General features: G+C 67.4%; 21 protein-coding genes. 15 read left to right on the top strand and 6 right to left on the bottom strand.

Annotated features, from left to right (window positions below; translation table 11 throughout):
• Window positions 1-68: 68 nt before the first annotated feature.
• The 3 genes from H289_RS0128125 to H289_RS0128115 all read left to right on the top strand — a co-directional run bounded on the left by H289_RS0128125 (window position 69) and on the right by H289_RS0128115 (window position 2,342).
• On the top strand, window positions 69-446 hold the full coding sequence (locus H289_RS0128125) for a DUF2784 domain-containing protein (protein WP_020104200.1): 378 nt from the start codon (window positions 69-71) through the stop codon (window positions 444-446).
• Between the two features lie 158 nt (window positions 447-604).
• Entirely contained in the window at window positions 605-1,846 is a 1,242-nt protein-coding gene (locus tag H289_RS0128120; protein WP_029105854.1) for a GNAT family N-acetyltransferase, read from the top strand.
• Between the two features lie 118 nt (window positions 1,847-1,964).
• Entirely contained in the window at window positions 1,965-2,342 is a 378-nt protein-coding gene (locus tag H289_RS0128115; RefSeq protein WP_081633566.1) for an Lsr2 dimerization domain-containing protein, read from the top strand.
• 15 nt (window positions 2,343-2,357) lie between these two features.
• On the opposite strand, the gene H289_RS0128110 is transcribed toward H289_RS0128115, so the two are convergent.
• A complete protein-coding gene (locus H289_RS0128110) occupies window positions 2,358-2,786 on the bottom strand; it encodes a BlaI/MecI/CopY family transcriptional regulator (RefSeq protein WP_020104197.1) in 429 nt (142 codons plus the stop codon).
• Window positions 2,787-2,896: 110 nt separating this feature from the next.
• On the opposite strand from H289_RS0128110, the gene H289_RS0128105 reads away from it, so the two are divergent.
• The 3 genes from H289_RS0128105 to H289_RS0128095 all read left to right on the top strand — a co-directional run bounded on the left by H289_RS0128105 (window position 2,897) and on the right by H289_RS0128095 (window position 8,836).
• Window positions 2,897-6,196 carry an error-prone DNA polymerase gene (locus H289_RS0128105; RefSeq protein ID WP_029105852.1) on the top strand — a complete coding sequence of 1,100 codons (3,300 nt, stop codon included), beginning with the start codon at window positions 2,897-2,899 and terminating at the stop codon, window positions 6,194-6,196.
• A gap of 389 nt (window positions 6,197-6,585) precedes the next feature.
• Complete coding sequence (locus tag H289_RS0128100; protein ID WP_020104195.1) at window positions 6,586-8,139, top strand: succinic semialdehyde dehydrogenase; 1,554 nt, start codon at window positions 6,586-6,588, stop codon at window positions 8,137-8,139.
• A 55-nt stretch (window positions 8,140-8,194) separates the two neighbouring features.
• A complete protein-coding gene (locus H289_RS0128095; RefSeq protein ID WP_020104194.1) occupies window positions 8,195-8,836 on the top strand; it encodes a nitroreductase family protein in 642 nt (213 codons plus the stop codon).
• 18 nt (window positions 8,837-8,854) lie between these two features.
• On the opposite strand, the gene H289_RS0128090 is transcribed toward H289_RS0128095, so the two are convergent.
• Together H289_RS0128090 and H289_RS31550 are read right to left on the bottom strand one after the other, a co-directional pair.
• Window positions 8,855-9,316 (bottom strand): tRNA (cytidine(34)-2'-O)-methyltransferase, encoded by a 462-nt coding sequence (locus H289_RS0128090; protein ID WP_036421737.1) that lies wholly within the window; start codon window positions 9,314-9,316, stop codon window positions 8,855-8,857.
• 48 nt (window positions 9,317-9,364) lie between these two features.
• Entirely contained in the window at window positions 9,365-9,988 is a 624-nt protein-coding gene (locus tag H289_RS31550; protein ID WP_020104192.1) for a TetR/AcrR family transcriptional regulator, read from the bottom strand.
• A 244-nt stretch (window positions 9,989-10,232) separates the two neighbouring features.
• Here H289_RS31550 and H289_RS0128080 point away from each other — a divergent pair, with 244 nt between their 5' ends.
• Genes H289_RS0128080 through H289_RS0128065 form a run of 4 tightly spaced genes read left to right on the top strand, consistent with a single transcriptional unit; the run spans window position 10,233 to window position 14,273 of the window.
• Window positions 10,233-12,923 (top strand): sensor histidine kinase, encoded by a 2,691-nt coding sequence (locus H289_RS0128080; protein ID WP_081633565.1) that lies wholly within the window; start codon window positions 10,233-10,235, stop codon window positions 12,921-12,923.
• A complete protein-coding gene (locus H289_RS0128075) occupies window positions 12,920-13,318 on the top strand; it encodes a roadblock/LC7 domain-containing protein (RefSeq protein ID WP_020104190.1) in 399 nt (132 codons plus the stop codon). The genes H289_RS0128080 and H289_RS0128075 overlap by 4 nt, the downstream gene beginning before the upstream one ends.
• Window positions 13,319-13,327: 9 nt before the next feature.
• Entirely contained in the window at window positions 13,328-13,714 is a 387-nt protein-coding gene (locus H289_RS0128070; protein ID WP_020104189.1) for a DUF742 domain-containing protein, read from the top strand.
• A complete protein-coding gene (locus H289_RS0128065) occupies window positions 13,695-14,273 on the top strand; it encodes a GTP-binding protein (protein WP_020104188.1) in 579 nt (192 codons plus the stop codon). Before H289_RS0128070 ends, H289_RS0128065 begins: the two co-directional genes overlap by 20 nt.
• On the opposite strand, the gene H289_RS0128060 is transcribed toward H289_RS0128065, so the two are convergent.
• The gene (locus tag H289_RS0128060; protein ID WP_020104187.1) at window positions 14,270-15,043 is read right to left on the bottom strand and encodes a glycoside hydrolase domain-containing protein; all 774 of its coding nucleotides are present in this window, start codon (window positions 15,041-15,043) and stop codon (window positions 14,270-14,272) included. The genes H289_RS0128065 and H289_RS0128060 overlap by 4 nt on opposite strands.
• Window positions 15,044-15,063: 20 nt before the next feature.
• Between H289_RS0128060 and H289_RS0128055 the strand changes: the two genes are divergently transcribed.
• Complete coding sequence (locus H289_RS0128055) at window positions 15,064-15,633, top strand: pentapeptide repeat-containing protein (RefSeq protein ID WP_020104186.1); 570 nt, start codon at window positions 15,064-15,066, stop codon at window positions 15,631-15,633.
• Window positions 15,634-15,652: 19 nt separating this feature from the next.
• Here H289_RS0128055 and H289_RS0128050 read toward each other — a convergent pair whose 3' ends face one another.
• Complete coding sequence (locus H289_RS0128050) at window positions 15,653-18,370, bottom strand: FHA domain-containing protein (protein WP_020104185.1); 2,718 nt, start codon at window positions 18,368-18,370, stop codon at window positions 15,653-15,655.
• A 49-nt stretch (window positions 18,371-18,419) separates the two neighbouring features.
• Window positions 18,420-19,610, bottom strand: coding sequence for an NADH:flavin oxidoreductase (locus H289_RS0128045; protein WP_020104184.1), 1,191 nt, complete (start codon window positions 19,608-19,610; stop codon window positions 18,420-18,422).
• Between the two features lie 71 nt (window positions 19,611-19,681).
• Here H289_RS0128045 and H289_RS0128040 point away from each other — a divergent pair, with 71 nt between their 5' ends.
• The 4 genes from H289_RS0128040 (at window position 19,682) to H289_RS0128025 (ending at window position 22,072) form a co-directional block, all read left to right on the top strand.
• The gene (locus H289_RS0128040; protein ID WP_029105851.1) at window positions 19,682-20,533 is read left to right on the top strand and encodes a bifunctional methylenetetrahydrofolate dehydrogenase/methenyltetrahydrofolate cyclohydrolase; all 852 of its coding nucleotides are present in this window, start codon (window positions 19,682-19,684) and stop codon (window positions 20,531-20,533) included.
• Complete coding sequence (locus tag H289_RS0128035) at window positions 20,530-20,823, top strand: DUF3017 domain-containing protein (RefSeq protein ID WP_020104182.1); 294 nt, start codon at window positions 20,530-20,532, stop codon at window positions 20,821-20,823. The genes H289_RS0128040 and H289_RS0128035 overlap by 4 nt, the downstream gene beginning before the upstream one ends.
• A gap of 87 nt (window positions 20,824-20,910) precedes the next feature.
• The gene (locus tag H289_RS0128030) at window positions 20,911-21,285 is read left to right on the top strand and encodes a DoxX family protein (RefSeq protein ID WP_020104181.1); all 375 of its coding nucleotides are present in this window, start codon (window positions 20,911-20,913) and stop codon (window positions 21,283-21,285) included.
• 151 nt (window positions 21,286-21,436) lie between these two features.
• Window positions 21,437-22,072 carry a TetR/AcrR family transcriptional regulator gene (locus tag H289_RS0128025; protein ID WP_020104180.1) on the top strand — a complete coding sequence of 212 codons (636 nt, stop codon included), beginning with the start codon at window positions 21,437-21,439 and terminating at the stop codon, window positions 22,070-22,072.
• Window positions 22,073-22,074 lie beyond the last annotated feature (2 nt).

The raw sequence follows: 22,074 nt of genomic DNA, 5'->3' as shown, positions 1-22,074 counted from the left end.
ACGGTTTGCCGGTTTCCACCCCGGGTATCCAGGTCCCAGCAGCTACGCCAGTTCGAAGAGGCAGGCCGATGCCGTATTCCGCGATCGCAGCCGCGGCGGTCGCCGCACACTTCGCCTTCCTCGGCTACCTCATCGGCGGCGGATTCCTGGCGTGGCGCTGGCCGGTGACCGTCTGGGTGCACGCGTTCATCGTCGGCTGGACCGCCATCATCCTCACCGGTGTCGTCGAATGTCCGCTGACCACGGTCGAGCGGTGGGCCCGCGACCGCGCCGGGATGTCGCCGTTACCTCGGGCCGGGTTCATCGATCACCACGTCGCGGGGGTGCTGTATCCACGCGGTTGGGGAGCAGTGGCTGAAATCGTGGTGATCGCAGCAATTTTGGCGTCGTGGATCGGGCTGCGGCGCCGGCACAGACGGACTCCGAGTCGTTCTCATGGTCATTGAGCAGGGATGCCGGACGGCCGCGTGGACATTGGTGACTGCCGCCGCGGGAGGGCATCTGCTCCGGCCATTTGACCGAAACGGTTGATGGCCTTGGCTTTTCGTCTGCCCCCGGAATAATCAGATGACTCCTGTGGCGCCCGCGTGATATCCGTTGGTACATGACTGATTTGACGCTGCGCTCTGTGAGCGACAGTGATGATTTCGATGCGTTCATGGCTACGTCGTACGGGGTTTTCCTGCAGGATCCGCAACAGGACGAGATCGACCTGATGCGCGCCTTCACTGAATACGACCGCATGTTCGGCTTCCACGACGGCATCCGTTGGGTCGCGACAGCCGGCGCTTTCGGCAAGGACGTGGTGCTGCCTGGCGGCGGGACCACGCCGGTGGCCGCCGTCACCGCGGTGACCGTGTCACCCAGCCACCGGCGCCGCGGCCTGCTGACCGCGATGATGCGCCACCAGCTCGAGGATGTCCGGGCACGTGGAACCGAGGCTCTGGCAATACTGTTCGCGTCGGAGGCGGCCATCTATGGGCGCTTCGGCTACGGGATGGCAGTACCGGTGGCGGAGCTCTCCGGCAACGTACGTGAGCTGGGATTCCGCGACGACGTCGAACTCGGCGACGGGTCGGTGACGCACGTCGACGCCGAGACGCTGTTGGCCAGTGGACCCGAGATTCACCAGCAGGCCATGCTGCAACGCCCCGGTTTGATGGAGCGGCCGCGGCCGTGGTGGGACAACTGGATCCATGACAACGAGGTGAGACGCAAGGATTTGGGCAAGCTTCGCTTCCTCCTGCACCACGAGCCCGACGGCACCGTCAGCGGATTCGGCATCTACCGGCCGAAGAACAGCTGGACGGACCGCGGCCAGCCCAACAGTGAAGTCCACGTTCAAGAAGTCGTGGCCACCAATCATCGTGCGTACGCGAAGATTTGGCGCTATCTCCTGGACATGGATCTGGTCAGGACGTTTGCCTACGACGGCGCTGCCGTCGATGAGCCGCTCCTCAGTCTGGTAGCAGACCGGCGTGCGCTGGCGTGCGAAGTCAGAGACGGCGTCTACGTCAGGCTGGTCGACGTGCCGCGCGCACTGGGCTTGCGCAGCTATGCCGCTCCGGTCGACGTGGTGCTGGAGGTCACGGATGGGCTGTGCCCGTGGAACACCGGTCGGGTGCGTCTGCGCGGGGGTCCTGATGGCGCCGAATGTGAAACCACCACAGCAGCGGCCGATATCGCGATCTCCGTGCGCGAGCTCGGTGCGGTGTACCTCGGCGGGGTGAATCTGCAGGCGCTGGCGAGTGCCGGGTTGGTTCGTGAGCTCACGCCGGGTTCGGTGCACCGCGCCGCCGTCGCCTTCGGCTGGCCCGTCGCGCCGGGTGTGCCCGACGACTTCTAGTCGACGGTCCGGCCACAGGCCGATACCACGCGCCCGGTTGAAATAAAAGAGGCCAAAGCGCATAGCTTCACTCGGGTTGCTCGACTAGCTTCTCTGTCGGAAGCCGCAGCTTGCCGTCGTGGAGGTGAATGTTCCAGTGGCGAAACTGTATTCGACCGTGTGGACCGATGATCTGGACGGCTCACTCGCTACGACGACGCTCGAATTGACCCTTGACGGGATCACGTACGCGATCGATCTCTCAGAGGAGAACGCGGTGCGGATGCGGAGTGTCTTGGAGCCGTACATCCGGGCGGCCAGCCGGGCCGGCCGTCGGGGTCGACGCACCAACTGGCCTGTCGACCAGGTGCCGGCCGGCAACGCGCAATCACCCCATCAGCGAGCGCGTGAGTGGCTGCGGATGAACGGCCATGAAGTAGGTAGCCGTGGGCGCCTCTCTCGAGAATTGCTGCAGAGGTACGAATCGTCTCAGGGCGCGTGCCTGCTCGGCGGTTGAGTTGACGACGATCCGTCAGGCGCTGAGCTTGCGGGCCAAACTCCTTGGTGCGTAGTTGATCCCGGTTGAATGGCTATCCACGGCGGCCAGTGCCTGCCGCAGTACATCGACCTCGTCGGCCGCGACCTGTGTGACGAAGTGGACGAGGGCCGCGTGCCGGTCGCTTTGGTCGGCAGCCTGTCCGAGTGCATCGACCATGAGGCCGGCCACCAGCTCATCACGGCTGCGCGACGCGACGTAGCGGTGCGCCCGGTCATCACGCAGTTGGTGGACGACGCCCTTGCCGGCGAGTCTGCGCAGCACCGTCATGACGGTTGTGTACGCGAGCTTGCGTTCGGCGCAGATGGCGTGATGGACCTCGCGAACCGTCTGTGGCCCGTCCGCTTCCCAGAGGTGATCCATCACCTCGCGTTCCAGATTGCCCAAGTGCCTCAGCATGGCCATCGTCCGTCCCTCTCTGGCGCCCTTTGGGATCTAGTCGCATGGGAGTCGCCCGAGTTCCCGACGAGTCGACACTCCTGGTGTTCGAACAAAGTTTCGAATATTCTGATCGGGTGGGTTGGCACAACGGGCCGCCGAGCTGGGCGGAGATGCAGCGGGTGCTCGAGGGTAAACCTCGGGTGGCCGGCGCTTCTCCGGAGTCGCCGGCCGACGGCGGTGACAGTCCGGCGTGGTCGCGTAAGCGCGGTGACTATCAACCGGTGAACCGCCCGGCGCGGCCGGGAACGTCGGTGCCATACGCCGAGCTGCACGCCCATTCCGCGTACAGCTTCCTCGACGGTGCCAGCACTCCGGAAGAACTGGTGGAGGAGGCCGTCCGGCTGGATCTGCGGGCCATCGCACTGACCGACCACGACGGGCTCTACGGCGTCGTGCGTTTCGCCGAGGCCGCCAAAGAACTCGACATGGCGACGGTGTTCGGCGCCGAACTGTCGCTCAGCAACACTCCGCGCACCGAGTTGCCCGACCCGCCCGGCCCGCATCTGCTGGTCCTGGCCCGCGGGCCCGAGGGGTATCGGCGGCTGTCCCGGGAACTGGCCCGGGCGCATCTGGCCGGCGGCGAGAAGGGCGTGCTGAGTTATGACCTGGACACCCTCACCGAAGCCGCCGGCGGACACTGGCAGATCCTGACCGGCTGCCGTAAAGGCCATGTGCGCCAGGCCTTGTCGTCAGGTGGTGCGGAAGCGGCGGACAAGGCGCTGGCTGATTTGGTGGACCGGTTCGGCGCCGACCGGGTGACCATCGAACTGACCCACCACGGACATCCGCTCGACGATGAACGCAATGCGACGCTGGCGGCTCTGGCGCCGCGGTTCGGCCTCGACGTCGTTGCCACCACCGCCGCGCATTTTGCCGCGCCGTCGCGGGGAAAGCTGGCGATGGCGATGGGCGCCATTCGCGCCCGCAACTCGATGGACGAGGCCGAAGGCTGGCTGGCTCCGCTGGGTGGGTCGCACCTGCGGTCCGGGACGGAGATGGCCCGGCTGTTCGCCCATCATCCGGGTGCGGTGGCGGCCGCTGCCGAGCTGGGGGAGCAGTGTGCGTTCGAATTACGTTTGATCGCACCGAAATTGCCGCCGTTCGACGTGCCGGAAGGGCACACCGAGATCAGTTGGCTGCGCGAACTGGTGGCGGAGGGAGCGGCCCGCCGCTACGGCTGGAAGCCGGACGCGGACCGGGAGAAGGCGTACCGGCAGATCGAGCACGAGCTCAAAATCATTGAACAGCTGGAGTTTCCGGGCTACTTCCTGGTGGTGCACAGCATCACCGAGTTCTGCCGGAACAGTGACATCTTGTGCCAGGGCAGGGGATCGGCCGCCAACTCGGCGGTCTGTTACGCCCTGGGCATCACGAACGTCGACCCGGTGGCCAACGAGCTGCTGTTCGAGCGGTTCCTGTCCCCGGCGCGCGACGGCCCACCGGACATCGACATCGACATCGAATCGGACCTGCGCGAGAAGGTCATCCAGTTCGTCTACGAGAAATACGGCCGGGACTACGCCGCGCAGGTGGCCAATGTCATCACCTACCGCGGTCGCAGCGCGGTGCGGGACATGGCTCGGGCCCTGGGGTTCTCGCAGGGGCAGCAGGACGCCTGGAGCAAGCAGATCAGCCGGTGGAACGGCCTGGCCGACTCCCCGGACGTCGAGGACATCCCCGCGGCCGTGATCGACCTGGCGCTGCAGATCAGGAATCTGCCGCGGCACATGGGAATTCACTCCGGCGGCATGGTGATCTGCGACCGGCCGATCGCCGACGTCTGCCCGGTGGAGTGGGCACGGATGGAGAACCGCAGCGTGCTGCAGTGGGACAAGGACGACTGCGCCGCAATCGGTTTGGTGAAGTTCGACTTGCTGGGGCTGGGCATGCTCTCGGCCCTGCACTACATGATTGACCTGGCCAGGGAACACATGGGCATCGAGGTGGATCTGGCCAAGCTGGATCTGACCGAGCCGGCGGTGTACGAGATGCTGCAGCGTGCCGACTCGGTGGGGGTGTTCCAGGTGGAGTCCCGGGCCCAGATGGCCACGCTGCCACGGCTGAAACCCAAGAAGTTCTACGACCTGGTGGTCGAGGTGGCCCTGATCCGGCCCGGCCCGATCCAGGGCGGCTCGGTGCATCCGTACATCCGGCGGCACAACGGACTGGAGGCCGCGATCTGCGAACACGAGTCGATGAAGCCCGCGTTGGACCGGACCCTGGGCGTGCCGCTGTTCCAGGAACAGCTCATGCAACTGGCTGTCGACTGTGCCGGGTTCACCCCGGCCGAGGCTGATCAGCTGCGGCGGGCCATGGGGTCCAAACGCTCCACCGAACGGATGCGGCAGCTGCGCGGACGGTTCTACGACGGTATGCGGGACCTGCACGGCATCACCGGCCCGACGGCCGAGCGGATCTACGAAAAGCTCGAAGCCTTCGCCAATTTCGGCTTCCCGGAGAGTCACGCGCTGAGCTTCGCGTCGCTGGTGTTCTCCTCGTCGTGGTTCAAGCTGCACCACCCTGCGGTGTTCTGTGCGGCGTTGCTGCGGGCTCAGCCCATGGGCTTCTACTCGCCGCAGTCGTTGGTGGCCGACGCCCGTCGGCACGGGGTGCTGGTGCACGGGCCGGATGTGAACGCCAGCCTGGCGTACGCGACGTGCGAGAACCGCGGCACCGAGGTGCGGCTGGGGCTGGGGACGGTCCGGCATATCGGGGACGAGTTGGCCCAGCGCATCGTCGACGAACGAAATGCCAACGGGCCGTTCGCTTCTCTGCTCGACCTGACCGGGCGGGTGCAGCTGTCGGTACCGCAGGCCGAGGCGCTGGCGACCGCGGGCGCGCTGGGATGTTTCGGCATCACCCGGCGGGAGGGGCTGTGGGCGGCCGGGGCGGCGGCCGCGGAACGGCCCGACCGGTTGCCCGGTGTCGGATCGGCCGGCGTCATACCGGCGCTGCCCGGCATGACGGAACTGGAACTGGCGGCCGCCGATGTGTGGGCCACGGGTATCTCGCCGGACAGCTACCCGACCCAATTCCTGCGGGAGGATCTCGATGCGCTGGACGTGGTGCCGGCGAACCGGCTGCTGGAGGTGCCCGACGGCACCCGCATCGTGGTGGCCGGCGCCGTGACGCACCGCCAGCGCCCGGCCACCGCGCAGGGGGTCACGTTCATCAACCTGGAGGATGAGACCGGCATGGTCAACGTGCTGTGCGCGCCGGGGGTGTGGTCCCGGCACCGGAAACTGGCGCAGACCGCACCGGCACTGCTGGTGCGCGGCATCGTGCAGAACGCCAGCGGGGCGGTCACCGTCATCGCGGACCGGATGGGCCGGCTGGACCTGCGGGTGGCGGCCAAGTCCCGGGACTTCCAGTGAGAGATTCGGCAGGGCGGTGCGTTGGCGCGGTTGGGTGTGCGTTTTCGCCGAGGTCTACTCGCACGATTGCGCCCACGATTCAGGGTCAACTCGATTTCCGCGCCCAGAACCACTGGCCCTGACGTGAGGGCCCACCCCACTCGAACAAGTGCGCCGTGGCTGCAGGGTCAACGTGGAAGCCGGGTACCTCGATGGCATACCCGCAGCTGGATCACCCTGATGACTGGCCGGCGACCAGACGAAGTGGGTAATTTTGCCCAGTTCATTGACATAATGGCTGATTTGTAAAAAGCTGGATCTATGGCAGCCGCGCGCTGTCGAGTAGTGTTACCGAGACCGCCGGTACCGCAAAATTACCGCGCATCCAGGATCGACTCAGGAGAGCCAGTATGCCCGCACCGTCAGCGCAGGTTTTCGATCGTCTGCGTCAACTGGCCGCGATTGAGGACATCGACGCCCGGCCGACCCGCACCATCGACGAGGTCTTCACCGGTAAGCCGCTGACCACCATCCCGGTCGCGACCGCCGAAGACGCCGAGAAGGCGTTCGCCAAAGCGCGTGCCGCCCAGCGTGATTGGGTCAAGCGACCGGTCGCCGAGCGGGCCGCGGTGATCGCGCGCTACCGCGACCTGGTCCTGGAGAACCGTGAGTTCCTCATGGACCTGCTGCAGGCCGAGGCCGGCAAGGCGCGATGGGCGGCCCAGGAAGAGATCATCGACCTGTTCGCCAACGCGGACTACTACGCCAAGGTCGCGGCCAAGCTGCTCAAGCCGCGCCGCGTCGCACCGCTGCTGCCGGGCCTGAACCGGACCACCGTCGCCTACCAGCCGAAGGGCGTCGTCGGCGTCATCTCGCCGTGGAACTACCCGATGACGCTGACGGCCTCGGACGCCGTGCCCGCCCTGCTCGCCGGCAACGCGGTGGTGCTCAAGCCGGACAGCCAGACCCCGTACTGCGCGCTGGCCTGCGCCGAGCTGCTCTACCGCGCTGGTCTGCCGCGCGCGCTCTACGCCGTGGTTCCCGGACCGGGCTCGGTGGTCGGCACCGCGATCGCCGACAACTGCGACTACCTGATGTTCACCGGCTCCTCGGCCACCGGCAGCCACCTCGCCGAGCACGCCGGCCGTCGTCTCATCGGGTTCTCTGCCGAGCTCGGTGGCAAGAACGCCATGATCGTCGCCCAGGGCGCCAACCTCGACAAGGTCGCCAAGGCCGCCACGCGCGCCTGCTTCTCCAACGCCGGCCAGCTGTGCATCTCGATCGAGCGCATCTACGTCGAGCGGGACATCGCCGACGAGTTCACCCGCAAGTTTGGCGACCAGGTGCGCAAGATGCAGCTCGGCACCGCCTACGACTTCAGCGTGGACATGGGCAGCCTGATCTCCGAGGGCCAGCTCAAGACCGTCTCCGGCCACGTCGACGACGCAAAGGTCAAGGGTGCCAAGGTGATTGCCGGTGGCAACGCCCGTCCCGACATCGGCCCGCTGTTCTACGAGCCGACCGTGCTCACCGACGTCACCCCCGACATGGAGTGCGCCAACAACGAGACCTTCGGTCCGCTGGTGTCCATCTACCCGGTCGCCGACGTCGACGAGGCCATCGCCAAGGCCAACGACACCGAGTACGGCCTCAACGCCAGCGTGTGGGCCGCCTCGATCGAGGAGGGCGAGCAGATCGCGTCGCGCCTGCGGTCCGGCACGGTCAATGTCGACGAGGGCTACGCCCTGGCCTGGGGCAGCCTCGGCGCGCCCATGGGCGGCATGGGAATCTCGGGTGTGGGCCGCCGGCACGGCGCTGAAGGTCTGCTGAAATACACCGAGTCCCAGACCATTTCGACGTCGAAGGTGCTCAACCTCGACCCGCCGTTCGGCCTGTCGAAGTCGCTGTGGCAGAAGTCGCTGGTGCCGATCGTGCGCGCCGTGACGAAGCTGCCCCGGCACTAGGCAGATGCGGGCCCGCCGCCACGGGGCGACGGCGGGCCGGCGGTAATGTGCGGCTGTGACGCTGAACCTCACCGCTGACGAAGTGCTGACCTCCACCCGATCGGTGCGCAAGCGACTCGACTTCGAGAAGCCTGTGCCGCGCGAGGTGATCATGGAGTGTCTGGATCTGGCGCTGCAGGCGCCGACCGGCTCCAACGCTCAGGGCTGGCAGTTCGTCTTCGTCGAGGACGAGGCCAAGAAGAAGGCACTGGCCGACATCTACCGCGCCAACGCCACGCCGTACCTGGACCTGCCCAAGCCCGAGCGCGGCGACATCCGCGACCAGCAGATGGACGCCGTGATGGGCTCGGCCAAGTACCTCAACGAGAACTTCGAGAAGGCGCCGGTCCTGATGATCCCGTGCCTGGAGGGCCGGCCCGACGGGATGGACGCCGGTATGCAGGCGTCGTACTGGGGCTCGCTGCTGCCGGCGGTGTGGAGCTTCATGCTCGCGCTGCGCTCGCGCGGTCTCGGCTCGGCGTGGACGACGCTGCACCTGATCGGTGAAGGGGAGAAGCAGGCGGCGGAACTGCTGGGAATCCCGTTCGACAAGGTCACGCAGGGCGGACTGTTCCCGATCGCCTACACCAAGGGCACCGACTTCAAGAAGGCCCAGCGGCTGCCGGCCGAGCAGCTCGCGCACTGGGACAGCTGGTGAGCTCAGGCGTCAGCTCGGTCAGATGCCCTCGGTGAAGCCGAGCTGACGCCACGCCTCGTACACCGCGACAGCCGCGGCGTTGGACAGGTTCAAGGACCGCCGCCCCGGGATCATCGGGATTCGCACCTGCTGGGTGATGTGCGGGTCGGCGAGGGTCTCGGCGTCCAGCCCGGTGGGCTCGGGCCCGAACATCAACACGTCGTCCGCCTGGTAGGTCACGTCGGCGAACGACGAATTCGCGTGCGCGGTAAAGGCGAACACCCGCGCCGGCATGAGTGTCTGCCACGCGGTCTCTAGATCGGCGTGCACCGTCACCGACGCCAGGTCGTGGTAGTCCAACCCGGCGCGACGCAGCTTCGGTTCGGACAGGTCGAAGCCGAGCGGCTCGACCAGATGCAGCTCGGCGCCGGTGGCTGCGACCATCCGGATCGCATTGCCGGTGTTCGGCGCGATCCGGGGTGAGTAGAACAGCACCTTCAGTGCCACCCTGCCGCCTCTCTGTCTGGGTCTAGGTGGGGCCGAAGTAGGTTACTGTGCTGCGGCGGAATCGCCGGCGCCATGGGGCAGCTGGTTCAGATCAGCGTGCGGTGACACCAGTGCGTCGAGCGCGGTCATGCACAGGTCGACGGCGGCGTCACGAGAAAAGCTTTGCAACTCAAGCCATTCCAATGCGACTTCGCGAACCAGCGCCAGCCACCCCGACAACGCCACCGACACCAGATCACGACCGGACCCTGCGAGGTCCAGGGCGTCCAGCGCGTGGTCACGCAACCGGGTGAGTTCGAAGGTGATCGGGCTGCGCACTGCGGGATCGGCGGCGATGGCGCTCCGATTGGCGATCATCATCAGCGTCAGGTTCTGCTCGTAGAACGTGAAGTGAGCGACGAGCGCACCACGGATCTGGGCGCGCACGGTGTCGACGGCCGTGAAGTGCGAGTCGTGCGCCAGTTTCTCGTGGGCCCGCGCCCAGAGCGCCGCGAACAGTTCCTTCTTGCTGGGGAAGTAGTGGTAGATCAAAGCCCGCGAGATTCCGGCCTGCGCCGCGATGTCTTCCATCGCCACCTGCTCGAACGGCAGGACAGAGAATGCCGCCATCCCGAGATCGAGGATCTGGTCCCGACGTTGGTCGGGGGTCAGCCGGCTCCGTGCCATCTAGGCACTCTAAAACACCAATGGCCGCGCGCTTTTACCACACAACTGTGCAACACATAGGTCACGAACGCTGTTCGTTGGATGTGAAGCATGGAAACGGCTGCTCATCGCTGTCATACTGCGACAGATTGCCAGGCGGATTTCCCGTGCCCGAGTGGGCTGATAATCCGGCGGGGAACACCAATATGAACCAAGCGCCTGTAACCGATTGCGGACCCATGGCCGGCGGGAAAGCCGAGCCGCGATGACTGCTGCGCAACAGTTTTCGGCAGCTGATCAGGTCTCCCGCGCGCCCGCGAAACGCCCATCCCGATTCGCGCCGTCGAATTGGCCGGTCGCCTGGAAAGTTTTCGCCATTGCCTTTGTGCCTTTGGTACTGGCCGGCACGTTCGGCGGAATGCGTATCTATTCGGGCTGGACGGACGCCGCGGATTTGCGGCGCGCGGCGGACCGCGCCGAAATGGTGCCCGCCATCGAGAACTACATGGCGACGTTCGACGCCGCGCTGCTGGCCACGTCCACCGGCGGCGACGCGCAACAGGCACTGACCGCCTACGACGAGAGCAAACGACGTCTGCAGCACCGGCTGACGGAGACCGACGTCGCGACGGACGTCGGCACCGGCGTCAAGACCCTGCTCGACGGTGGTCAGGGGCTGCTCAACAAGGTCGCGGCCAACAGCATCGGACTGCGGGAGCGCGTGACGCTGTACGCGCCGATCCTGCTGACGGCCGAGGACACGATCACCGGTTCGGTGCGCATCGATGACGAGAAGATCCGCGCCCAGACGCAGGGCCTGAGCCGGGCCGTCGGCGCCCGCGGCCAGATGATGATGCAGCAGCTGCTCGTCACCCTGGGTGGCGAGCTGCCGGACAACGAACTGCGCAGCTCGATGACCACCCTGGCCGGCACGGAGCCGTCGACGTTGTTCGGCATGAGTGAAGTACTGGGTGTCGGCTCGCCCGAAGCGCAGAAGCTGGCCCAGGAAATGGTCAAGCGGATGTCGATGATGTCCGACCCGAACGTGCAACTGGTCAACAACCCCGACTTGAGCCAGTCGATCCAGACCACCAGCGGCATCGCCGGGAAGCTGCTCGACAGCGTGTCCGCGACCGTCGTGTCGGCGGTCGACGATCAGGCCACCGCCAAGCGCACCGAAGCCATCCGTGATTCGGCGATCGTCGGCGCCGTCATGGTGCTGGCCCTGCTCATCGTGCTGTACATGGCCCGGACACTGATCCGTCCGCTGCGGCGGCTGCGCACCAGCGCCCTCAAGGTCGCCCACGAGGATCTGGTCCGCGAGCTCGACGAGGTCCGGTCCGGCGCCGATGTGACCGTTCGCCCGCTGCCGGTGCAGAGCACCGAGGAGATCGGGCAGGTGGCACATGCCGTCGACGAGTTGCACGAACAGGCCGTGCTGCTGGCCGGCGAGCAGGCCCGGCTGCAGCTCCAGGTCAGCGACATGTTCGAGACGCTGTCGCGGCGCAGCCGGTCGTTGATCGACCAGCAGCTGACCGTCATCGACCAGCTGGAGCGTGACGAACAGGACCCGCAGCGCCTGTCCAAGCTCTTCCGCCTGGACCACTTGGCCGCGCGGATGCGGCGCAACGGCGCCAACCTGCTGGTGCTGGCCGGCACCAACGTCCCGCACGAACAGGGCGAGCCAGTGCCCGTGACCGCGGTGATCAACGCCGCGGCGTCCGAGGTCGAGGACTACACCCGGGTGGCCATCGTGGCCGCGCCCGACACCGAGATCCACGGTTCGGTCGCCGGCGACCTGGTGCACATGATGGCCGAGTTGCTGGACAACGCGTTGCGGTACTCGCCGCCGAGTTCGGAGGTACAGGTCTCCGCGGTGCACGCGCCCAACGGTGCACTGGTGATCGAGGTCAGCGACAGCGGTCTCGGCATGACCGAAGCCGATCTCCGCATGGCCAACAGCCGTCTGCGCTCCGGCGGCGAGGTCAACACGTACACCGCGCGGCACATGGGCCTGTTCGTCGTCGGCCGGCTGGCCACCCAGCACGGCCTGGTCGTCCGGCTGCGCGACACCGTCGAAGGCGATCCCGAATCGGGCACCACCGCCGGCATCTATGTTCCGGTCGAGTTGCAGGCCGGGCTGCCCGCGATCCCTGACTTCGGCACCTACTGGGACGGCTCGTCGACCGCGGAGACCGGCGTGACGGACCTACCGGGCCTCGGCCCCGACACCGGCGGGTTCGCGACGTTCGGCGCCGTGGCTCAACCCCCGGCGCCGCCCGCGCCATCGGTGGAACCGGCGTTCGTGGAGGCCGAGGCGCGCAACGGCTTCGGTGCCGGCCCCGTTGACGCGGGTGACCTCAGCGGCCTCAACCTGCCGCAGCGCAATCCGGGCGCCAGCGGCATCGCCGGCCGCGCCGAGTCACCCGTCGAGCGGCCCGCTCAGGCGCCGACCGACACGTCGTCGTTCTTCGCGGCCCGGGCCCAGACGCCGTCCGCGGCACCCGAGCCGGTGCGTCCGGCGCCCGAGCCGGTCCGTCCACCAGCCCCACCAGCGCCGCCCGTCCGCCCCGCCCCGACACCGCAGCCGAGCGCCACCGCCGGAAGTGAGGACGCCATCTACCAGAAGATGCTCTCGGAATGGCTGATCGACGATCCCACGCAGTTGGCGAACAGCACCGACCTCGACTGGCAGACCGTGTGGGACCAGGGGTGGTCGGCGGCGGCCGCCGCGCAGGACGCGCCGGTCGTCGAACACACCGAGGCGGGCCTGCCCGTCCGGCAGCCCGGTGCCCGGCTGGTACCCGGCGCGCCTGACGAGGGCGCCCACCCCGAAGCCTCCGGCGAGGGCGCACCACGGCGCGATCCCGCGGCGGTGCGGGCCAGCATCAGCGGCCACTTCGGTGGTGTGCATGCCGGTCGGTCGCAGTCCCCGGACGCGGGGGAGCGGCGATGACCCGGGCCACTCAGCGCGAGTCACTGGATTGGCTCGTCACGAAGTTCGCGGACGAGGTGTCGGGGGTGGCGCACGCCATCCTGGTGTCCGCCGACGGCCTGCTGATGGCCGCGAGTTCGCGGATGCCCACCGAGCGTGCCGACCAACTTGCCGCCGTCGCCTCCGGGCTGGCCAGCCTGGCCACCGGCGCCTCCCAGCTGTTCGACGGCGGTCACGTGCTGCAGTCCGTGGTCGAGATGGAGCAGGGATACCTGCTGCTGATGCGCGTCGGCGACGGTTCGAACCTCGCGACGCTGGCGACCCGGTCGTGCGACATCGGCCAGATCGGCTATGAGATGGCGATTCTCGTCGAACGCGTCGGGACCGTCGTGCAGTCCGCCCGCAGGACCCGATAAGGACACATCATGGAGCCGACATCTGACGCCTGGGAGTCCGCATTCACCGCGGAGCAGCCCAGCCTGGTGCGGCCCTACACGCTGACCGCGGGCCGGACCACCACCGAGATCGAGCTGCCCATGGAGGCGCCGATCTACCCGCTGGCGGCCGCCCCGGCGTCGCACTGGCCGGGCAACGACGTACGCAGCGAGATTCTCAAACTCGGTTCCACCCGGCCCTCGGTGGCCGAGGTCGCGGCAAAGTTAGCAATACCACTCGGTGTTGCGCGTGTGCTGATCGGCGACCTCGTCACGCAGGGTTATCTTCAAGTACACGCCACGCTCGGCACCACGGCGAGCATCGACGACCGGCGTGACTTGATCGGGAGGACACTGCGTGGCCTACGGGCTCTCTAATCGGCACGCCCCCGCGTCGACGAAGATCGTCATCTCGGGTGGGTTCGGTGCCGGTAAGACGACGTTCGTCGGCGCGGTCTCCGAGATCATGCCGCTGCGCACCGAGGCCATCGTCACCAACGCCTCGGTCGGCGTCGACGCGCTCGCCGGTACGCCCGACAAGAACACCACCACGGTCGCCATGGACTTCGGCCGCATCACCCTCGCTGACGACCTGGTGCTCTACCTGTTCGGCACACCGGGGCAGCGCCGGTTCTGGTTCATGTGGGACGACCTGGTGCGCGGCGCCATCGGCGCGATCATCCTGGTCGACGTCCGGCGGCTGCAGGACAGCTTCGCCGCCGTCGACTTCTTCGAGGCGCGCGGTCTGCCATTCATCATCGCGGTCAACGAATTCGACGGCGCGCCAAGGCATCCCGGCCACGCGGTCCGCAAGGCGCTGGCGCTGGCCGACCACATCCCGGTCGTCACCGTCGATGCGCGACAGCGGCAGTCGGCGCGCGACGCACTGATCACCGTCACCGAATACGCGCTGACGCGGTTGGGCGCCCCGGCCTAACGAACCAGGTCCCACTGGCCGTAGTCAGCGGCCAGGATGTCGTCCTCGTCGACGTGGAAATCACCGATCATCGTGCCCGGGTCGGAAGCCGTCACCACCGTCGACTGATACAGCACCGCCATCGGCGCGCGGGCGCCGCCCGACCAGGCCCGCGTCTGCCAGGCCCAGCGATGCCCCGGGGTGGTGGAGCGGCCGATGACGCCGTCGTCGGCCGCCCAGGTGACCTGGCGGGCCCCGCCGTAGATGCCGGTGCGCTGCACCCCGAGCACCGAATTGATGCCCTTGAACCATTGCAGCGCAACGTTTTTCCACGTGTCGGCTGAGACGTCCTCGTCGACGCTGAAGAAGATCGGTGCGGTGTCCGGCCCACCGGCCGCACCATGCAGGCTCAGCGCGGTGCGGGCATCGGCCACCCCGCCGTCGAAGCCACGGGTGAAGTCCGAAGGGCTGTTCACCCAGCCCGGCTTGCCGTACTGGTAGACGCTCACCACGTGCAGACCCGCCGCCCGCAGCGCGTCGGTGTAGCCGCGGCTGACTGGCTTGAAGTCGAATGTGGCACCCGGCCGCAACTCCGACACGTAGACGATGACGCCGGTGTAGCCGGCGGCGACCACCTGGTCCACGGGCACCTGGAGATGCGTGAAGTCGATCAGTTTGCCGTTGTCGGCCAGGGCAATCGGGGTGCTCAGTGATGCGGTGAGTCCGGCGGCGGTCAGCGTGAGGAAACCACGTCTCGACAGGCGGTCAGCGGGGCGTGCCATGTCTGCCATGGCGGCTATCGTACGAACTCGTGACGGTTCCCGACGAGCACTGGCAAGACACAGAATTCACCGGAGTCGTCTTTCGCGACGAGTATGACGGTGACCTGAGCCGGCTGCGCACCGACTGGGTTGTCTTCACCGACTGCGACTTCAGCGGCGTCAATCTCACCGAATCCGAGCATTCCGGCTCGGCGTTCCGCAACTGCACCTTCCGGAGGACCTCGCTGGCACACAGCACATTCCGGCACTGCACCTTGCTGGGGTCGACGTTCACCGAGTGCTTGATGCGGCCCATCACCATGGTCGAGGTGGACCTGCGGCTCGCGGTGCTGGCCGGTTGCGATCTGCGTGCGGTGGATTTGACCGACTGCCGGTTGTCGGAAGCCTCGCTCGTCGGCACCGACCTGCGCAAGGCCGTGCTGCGCGCCGCCGATCTGCGCGGCGCGCGCGTGCAGAACGCGAAGTTCGAGCAGGCGGATCTGCGCGCGGCCCGCATGGACGCGACGTTCTGGACCACGGCCGGCTTGCGCGGTGCCCGTATCGACGTCGACCAGGCCATCGCCTACGCCGTCGCCCACGGCCTGGATTTGTCGTCCTGACCGTCGTCGTCTACATGCCTTAGTCGGCCTTGAGGCGGATCCGCCAGCGCACGAAGCCGAGATAGCAGGCCGACAGCAGCACCAGGGCGCCGATGTCGAACCACCAGGCGCCGGTGGTGTGGTGCCAGAACTTGTCGTTGGGCAGCAGCGGCTCGGGTACCAGTCGGGTCAGATCGATGGTCGACGACGACGAGGCAAAACCCCAGCGCGCGGGGGTGAGCCACGACAACTGATCGAGCACGACGCGGCCGGTCACCGGAATCAAGCCGCCGGAGAACACCAACTGGCTCATCACGGCTACCACCAGCAGCGGCATGATCTGCTCGGCTGATTTGGCCAAGCCGGACAACGCCAGACCCGTCATGGCCGCAGCCACACACGTCATCGAGATGTCGATGAACATCTCGATGTTGCGGCTCGGTATCACCGCGCCGTTGGTGACCGCGCCCGCGCCCCAGCCCTTACCCAGGATCGTGATGGCCACCACGATCGAGGACTGGACAACCGCGAATGCGGTGAACACCGCGATCTTGGCCGCCAGGTACGCGGTGGTCGAGAGGCCGACGGCCTGTTCCCGACGGAAGATCGCCCGCTCGCCGATCAGGGCGCGAATGGTCAGCGCGGTGCCCATGAAGATCGCGCCGACGTTCATCATCACCAGGATCTGGCCCGGTTCGCTCGGCGCGGCGCCGAAATCGGGCGGGCCGGCCGGGAGTGGTTTACCGAAGCCCACACTCGACTTGTTCGGTCCGCCACCGGGCACCGACAGCGACAGCACGCCCATGATGAACGGCAAGAACAACAGGAACGCGGTGTAGGCGCGGTCGGCCAGGACCAGCTTCACCTGTCGTCGGGCGATGGTGGAGAACTGTCGCAGCAGCGACGTCTTCGCCGGCGCGCCGAGATCAGCCGGTGCTGCCGCGGGCGGCTGCGGTGGCGGCGGGCCGGAGCGCTCCAGGAATCGCTGGTGCGCCGCCTCCGGATCGCCGGCGACCGACGAGAAGATGTCGGCCCAGTTGGTGGTGCCCAGTTCCGGACCGATCTGGCTCGGCGGCCCGCAGAAGGCCGTCATGCCGCCCGGTGCCAACAGCAGCACCTGATCGCAGACGTCCAAGTAGGTCAGCGAGTGCGTGACCACCAGGACCACACGACCGGCGTCGGCCAGGTCCCGCAGCATCGTCATCACCTGACGGTCGAGCGCCGGGTCCAGGCCGGACGTCGGCTCATCCAGGATCAGCAACGACGGACCGGTCAGCAGCTCGAGCGCCACCGACGCCCGCTTGCGCTGACCACCGGAGAGCTTCTCCACGCGGGTGTCGAGGTGCTTCGTCATCTCGAGCTCTTCGAGCACCTGCATGACGACCTGCTCGCGGTCTTCCTTCGTGGTGTCCGGCGGCAGCCGTAGCTCGGCGGCGTACATCAGGGCCTGCCGCACGGTCAATGAACCGTGCACCACGTCGTCCTGCGGCACCATGCCGATTCGGGACCGCAGCGAGGCGTACTCGGCGTGGATGTCGTGGCCCTCGAACGTGACGGTGCCACTGGTCGGATGGGTCAGGCCGGCCACCTGCTTGGAGAACGTCGACTTGCCGGCACCGGACGGGCCGATCACCGCGGTCAGCGTGCCGGGGCGGGCGTCCAGCGAGATGTTGTTCAACAGCGTCTTGTTGCCCTCGATGGTCCACGTCAGGCCGTGGACCTCGAGCCCGCCGGTGCGGGTGTCGGCGGTGGTGACGGTGCGGCGGGCCAGAGTGCCGCCGCTGTAGACGAGGTCGACGTTACCGATGGTGACGGTGTCGCCGTCGCGGAGCATCGCCTCTTCGACCCGCTGGCCGTTGACGAACGTGCCGTTGATGCTCCGGTTGTCGATGATCTGCGCGCCGCCGGCCGGAGACGGGATCAAGGTGGCGTGGTGCCGTGAGGCCAGGACGTCGGGGATGACGATGTCGTTGTCGGTGCCGCGACCGATCTTGATGGCTCCGGCCGGCACCTCGGCGTTACGACCGGGCCGCAGGATCTTGAGCATCGTGGTGCCGAGGTTGTTCTCGCTCGGCCGCGCGACCGCGGTCGGCCCGAACTGGGTGGCAGGCGAGCTCGACTCTTCCGGAGCGACCCGCGCCGGCGCCGGCCGGGACATCGGCGCAGACTGCGGTGCGTACTGCTGGGGTGCCGTCGGGTAGCGCGGCGGCTGCTGGCCGTACTGCGACTGCGGCCCGCTCGGATACTGCGGTTGCGGGCCGCTCGGGTACTGCGGCTGTGGACCTGACGGGCTGAACGTCTGGGGGCCGCTCGGGTAGCGCTGCTGTGCCGCCGACGGCGGCGTGTACGGCTGCTGGCTCGGCCAGGTCGCGCTGGGCCGGTTGTTGGTCGACGGCGTCGGCGTGACGGGCATGGACGTCGTCGGCGGCGTGCCGGCGGGCCCCAGGTGCTGGCCGACCTCGAAGGTCAGCAGCGGCCCGTCGGGGTTACCGATGTTCACCGCCGAGCCGTCGTGCAGATCGGCGGCCGGGACACGCTGCCCGTTGACGTACATGCCGTTGAGGCTGCCGTTGTCGACCGCGACCCAGCGGCCGTGATCGAAACGCAGCATCAGGTGCGCGCGCGAGATCAGCGGGTGGGCGACGCGGAAGTCGGCCCGCAGATCGCGGCCGACGACGACATCGTTTCCCGGGGCGAACGTGCGCGTGGTGGCGTCATGGCGAACGGTGAGCGCTGGCAGTGCGGCTGGTCCAGTCATCGAGGGCAACTCTATCCGTTGCCGGGGACTTTCCTGGGGACCAGCCGGATCAGTAGGGCTTGCCGGTCACGACGCAGTGGGTCTGGGTGTAGATGGTGGGCATGCACAGATTGCAGTGTGTGCAGCCCGATTTCACCGTCCTGTCGGCTTGAATCCGGTTGAGCAGGTCCGGTTCGGCCAGCAGGGCCCGGCCCATCGCGACGAACTCGAAACCCTCGGCCATGGCCAGGTCCATGGTTTCCCGGTTGGTGATGCCACCCAACAGAATCAGCGGCATCGTGAGCTCGGCGCGGAACTGGCGAGCCTGCTGCAGCAGGTAGGCCTCCTGGTAGGGGTACTCGCGGAAGAACCTGTGCCCGCTCATCCGGATGCCCCAGCTGATCGGCGGTGTGAAGTTCGCGGCGAACTCCTTGACCGGCGCATCGCCGCGGAACAGGTACATCGGATTGACCAACGAGCTGCCCGCGGTCAGCTCGAGCGCATCCAGCGCGCCGTCCTCTTGCAGCCATCGGGCGGTCTGCAGCGACTCGTCCATCGGGATGCCGCCCCGGACGCCGTCGCTCATGTTGAGTTTCGCGATCACTGCGATCTGATTACCGACGGCCTCGCGCACCGCCTGCACCGTGCCCCGGGCGACCTTGGCGCGGTTGTGCAGGGAGCCGCCGAATTCGTCGCGGCGCTTGTTGATCAGCGGCGACAGGAACGAGGACGCGAAGTAGTTGTGGCCCAGGTGCACCTCGACGGCGTCGAACCCGGCCTCGATCGCCAACCGGGCGGCGCCCGCGTGCGCGGCCATCACCGCGTCGATATCGGCGCGGGTGGCCTTGCGTGCGAAGCGCATCGACAGTGGGTTGAACAACCGCACCGGCGCCAGCGCGGTGGCCTTGTTGGTGCGCGCGTTGGCGACCGGGCCGGCATGCCCGATCTGCGCGCTGATCGCCGCCCCCTCGCCATGGATGGTGTCGGTGAGCTTTTGGAGGCCGGGGATCGCCTCCGGGCGCATCCACAACTGCCACCCATCGGTACGCCCACCCGGGGACACCGCGCAATAGGCCACCGTCGTCATCCCCACCCCACCCGCGGCCGGCAACCGGTGATAGCGGATCAAATCGTCGGTGACCAGCGCATCCGGGGTCGCCGCCTCGAACGTCGCCGCCTTGATCACCCGATTACGCAACGTGATCGGACCGAGCTTGGCTTCACTGAAAACGTCAGTGGACACATTGGGCTGGGTGTTCACATTCGGCAGCTGACCACGCTGTCTTGGGTGGTGTCAACGGGTGTTCCCGCGGGCCTGACACAATGTTCGCCGTGGGTGCAATCACGCTGGACGGCAAGGCCACACGCGACGAGATCTTCACTGACCTGACGAAGCGGGTGGCGGCGCTGACCGCCGCCGGCCGGACGCCGGGTCTCGGCACAGTCCTGGTCGGTGACGACCCCGGCTCTCACGCCTACGTGCGCGGCAAGCACGCCGACTGCGCCAAGGTCGGCATCAACTCGATCCGCCGGGACCTGCCTGCCGACATCAGCCAGGCCGAGTTGAACGCCGTCATCGACGAGCTGAACGCCAACCCGGAGTGCACGGGCTACATCGTGCAGTTGCCGCTGCCCAAGCACCTCGACGAGAACGCCGCGCTGGAGCGCATCGACCCCGACAAAGACGCCGACGGTCTGCACCCGACCAACCTGGGTCGGCTGGTGCTGAACGAGCCCGCACCGCTGCCGTGCACGCCGCGCGGCATCGTGCACCTGCTGCGTCGCTTCGAGGTACCGATCGCCGGCGCGCACGTCGTGGTGATCGGCCGCGGCGTCACCGTGGGCCGGCCGATGGGCCTGCTGCTCACGCGACGTTCGGAGAACGCGACAGTGACGTTGTGCCACACCGGAACCCGTGATCTGCCGGCGCTGACCCGGCAGGCGGACATCATCATCGCGGCCGTCGGCGTCCCGCACATGCTGACCGCCGACATGGTCAAGCCGGGCGCGGCCGTCGTCGACGTGGGCGTCAGCCGTGTCGACGGCAAGCTCGCCGGCGACGTCCACCCCGACGTGTGGGAGGTGGCCGGTCACGTGTCGCCCAATCCGGGAGGCGTCGGACCGCTGACCCGCGCTTTCCTGCTGGCCAATGTGGTCGAGGCGGAAGAGGCGAAACTGTCTTGACCGCAAAGGAATTCGCCCGCAAGGTGTTCGCCGGCCAATGGCCGATCCTGTCGGTGGGCGTGTTCTTCGTGGTGGCGTTCGCGTTGGTGGTCGGCGGCTATTGGCGCCGCGGTGCGCTGGTCATGGCGATCGGCGTCGGTATCGCCGCGGTCATGCGCCTGCTGCTGACCGATGACCGCGCCGGGCTGCTCGTCGTGCGCAGCCGGATCATCGACGTCGCGACGACGGCGTCGGTCAGCGCCGTCATGTTGTACGTGGCGTGGACCATCAACCCGTTGGGGACTGCCTAGTTCCTCGGCATGCGATGTGGGAATAAATCGGACTAAAGTCCGTTTATTGGTTTCAGGCTTGCCCCCACATCACCCGAGGAGCTCAACATGAACACTGCGCTGTGGATCGTCGCCGGCGTACTGGCTTTCGTCTTCGCCGGAAGCGGCGTCATGAAGCTGGTCCTGTCCAAGGAGAAGCTGGTTGCGCAGGGCCTGGGCGGACTTGACGACGTGGACCCGAACGCCATCCGCGGGATCGGCGCGGCCGAAGTGGCCGGTGCGATCGGCCTGATCGTGCCGCCGCTGGTGCACATCCTCCCGGTGCTCACCCCGCTGGCCGCCGTCGGCCTCGCGGCGGTCATGGTCGGCGCGATCGTCACGCACGGCCGTCGCAAGGAGTACCCCAACGTTGCGGTCAACGTGGTGCTGCTCGGTCTGGCGTTGTTCGTCGCCTGGGGCCGGTTCGGCGCCTACGCCTTCTGATCCGCGGGGATTTGTGCACGATTTTCCGCGGTCGCCGCGGAGAATCGTGCACAAATCCCTAGGGGTGACCAGCGTGGCGGCAGCCAACTCACAGAAAATTGCCCGCTAGGCAAACTTGCCTGGTGGGCAAAATTGTCGGTACGGTAGCGGCATGGCCGAATCAGCCGAAACTGGTCTGCGCGAACGAAAGAAGCTCGACACCCGTCGGGCGCTGAGTGACGCGGCGCTGCAGCTGGCGTTCGACCGCGGCGGGCTGGATGCCGTCACTCGCGAGGAGATCGCGGCGCTGGCGGGAGTGTCCCTACGGACGTTCAACAACTACTTCAGCGGCAAGTACGAGGCGCTGGCGTATCGCATTGCCGAGCGGATGCAGCGCAGTGTTGCGACGTTCCGGTCGCGGCCGGCCGACGAACCGCTGTGGACGTCGATCATCGTGGCCGTGACGGGCACGCTGGAAGAAGAGATGGTCGACATCACGGGTGCCGACCTCATCCCGGACCGCCGCGAACTCGTCGAAGTCCGAAAACTGCTGATGCGCACCGAGGTTCGTAACGCGGTGCCGCAGATCCTCTATCAGGACTGGGTGGCGGCCATCGCCGAGCGAACGGGCCTCGGCCCCGACGACATGTACCCGCGCCTGGTGGTGGCCGTGGTCCGCGCGGTCGGAGATACCGCGATGGAGGCGTACGCCAACGCCGATCCGCCGGTGTCCATCACGCAGCTGATGCGCGCGGGTTTCGATGCCGTGATCGCCGGGCTGCCTGAACCGAACAGAACGAAGGAGTGAGC

Origin of the sequence: Mycobacterium sp. 360MFTsu5.1 (assembly GCF_000383495.1) — a bacterium.
Taxonomy (GTDB): Bacteria; Actinomycetota; Actinomycetes; order Mycobacteriales; family Mycobacteriaceae; genus Mycobacterium; species Mycobacterium mucogenicum_B.
This window is presented reverse-complemented; position numbering and strand designations above follow the sequence as displayed.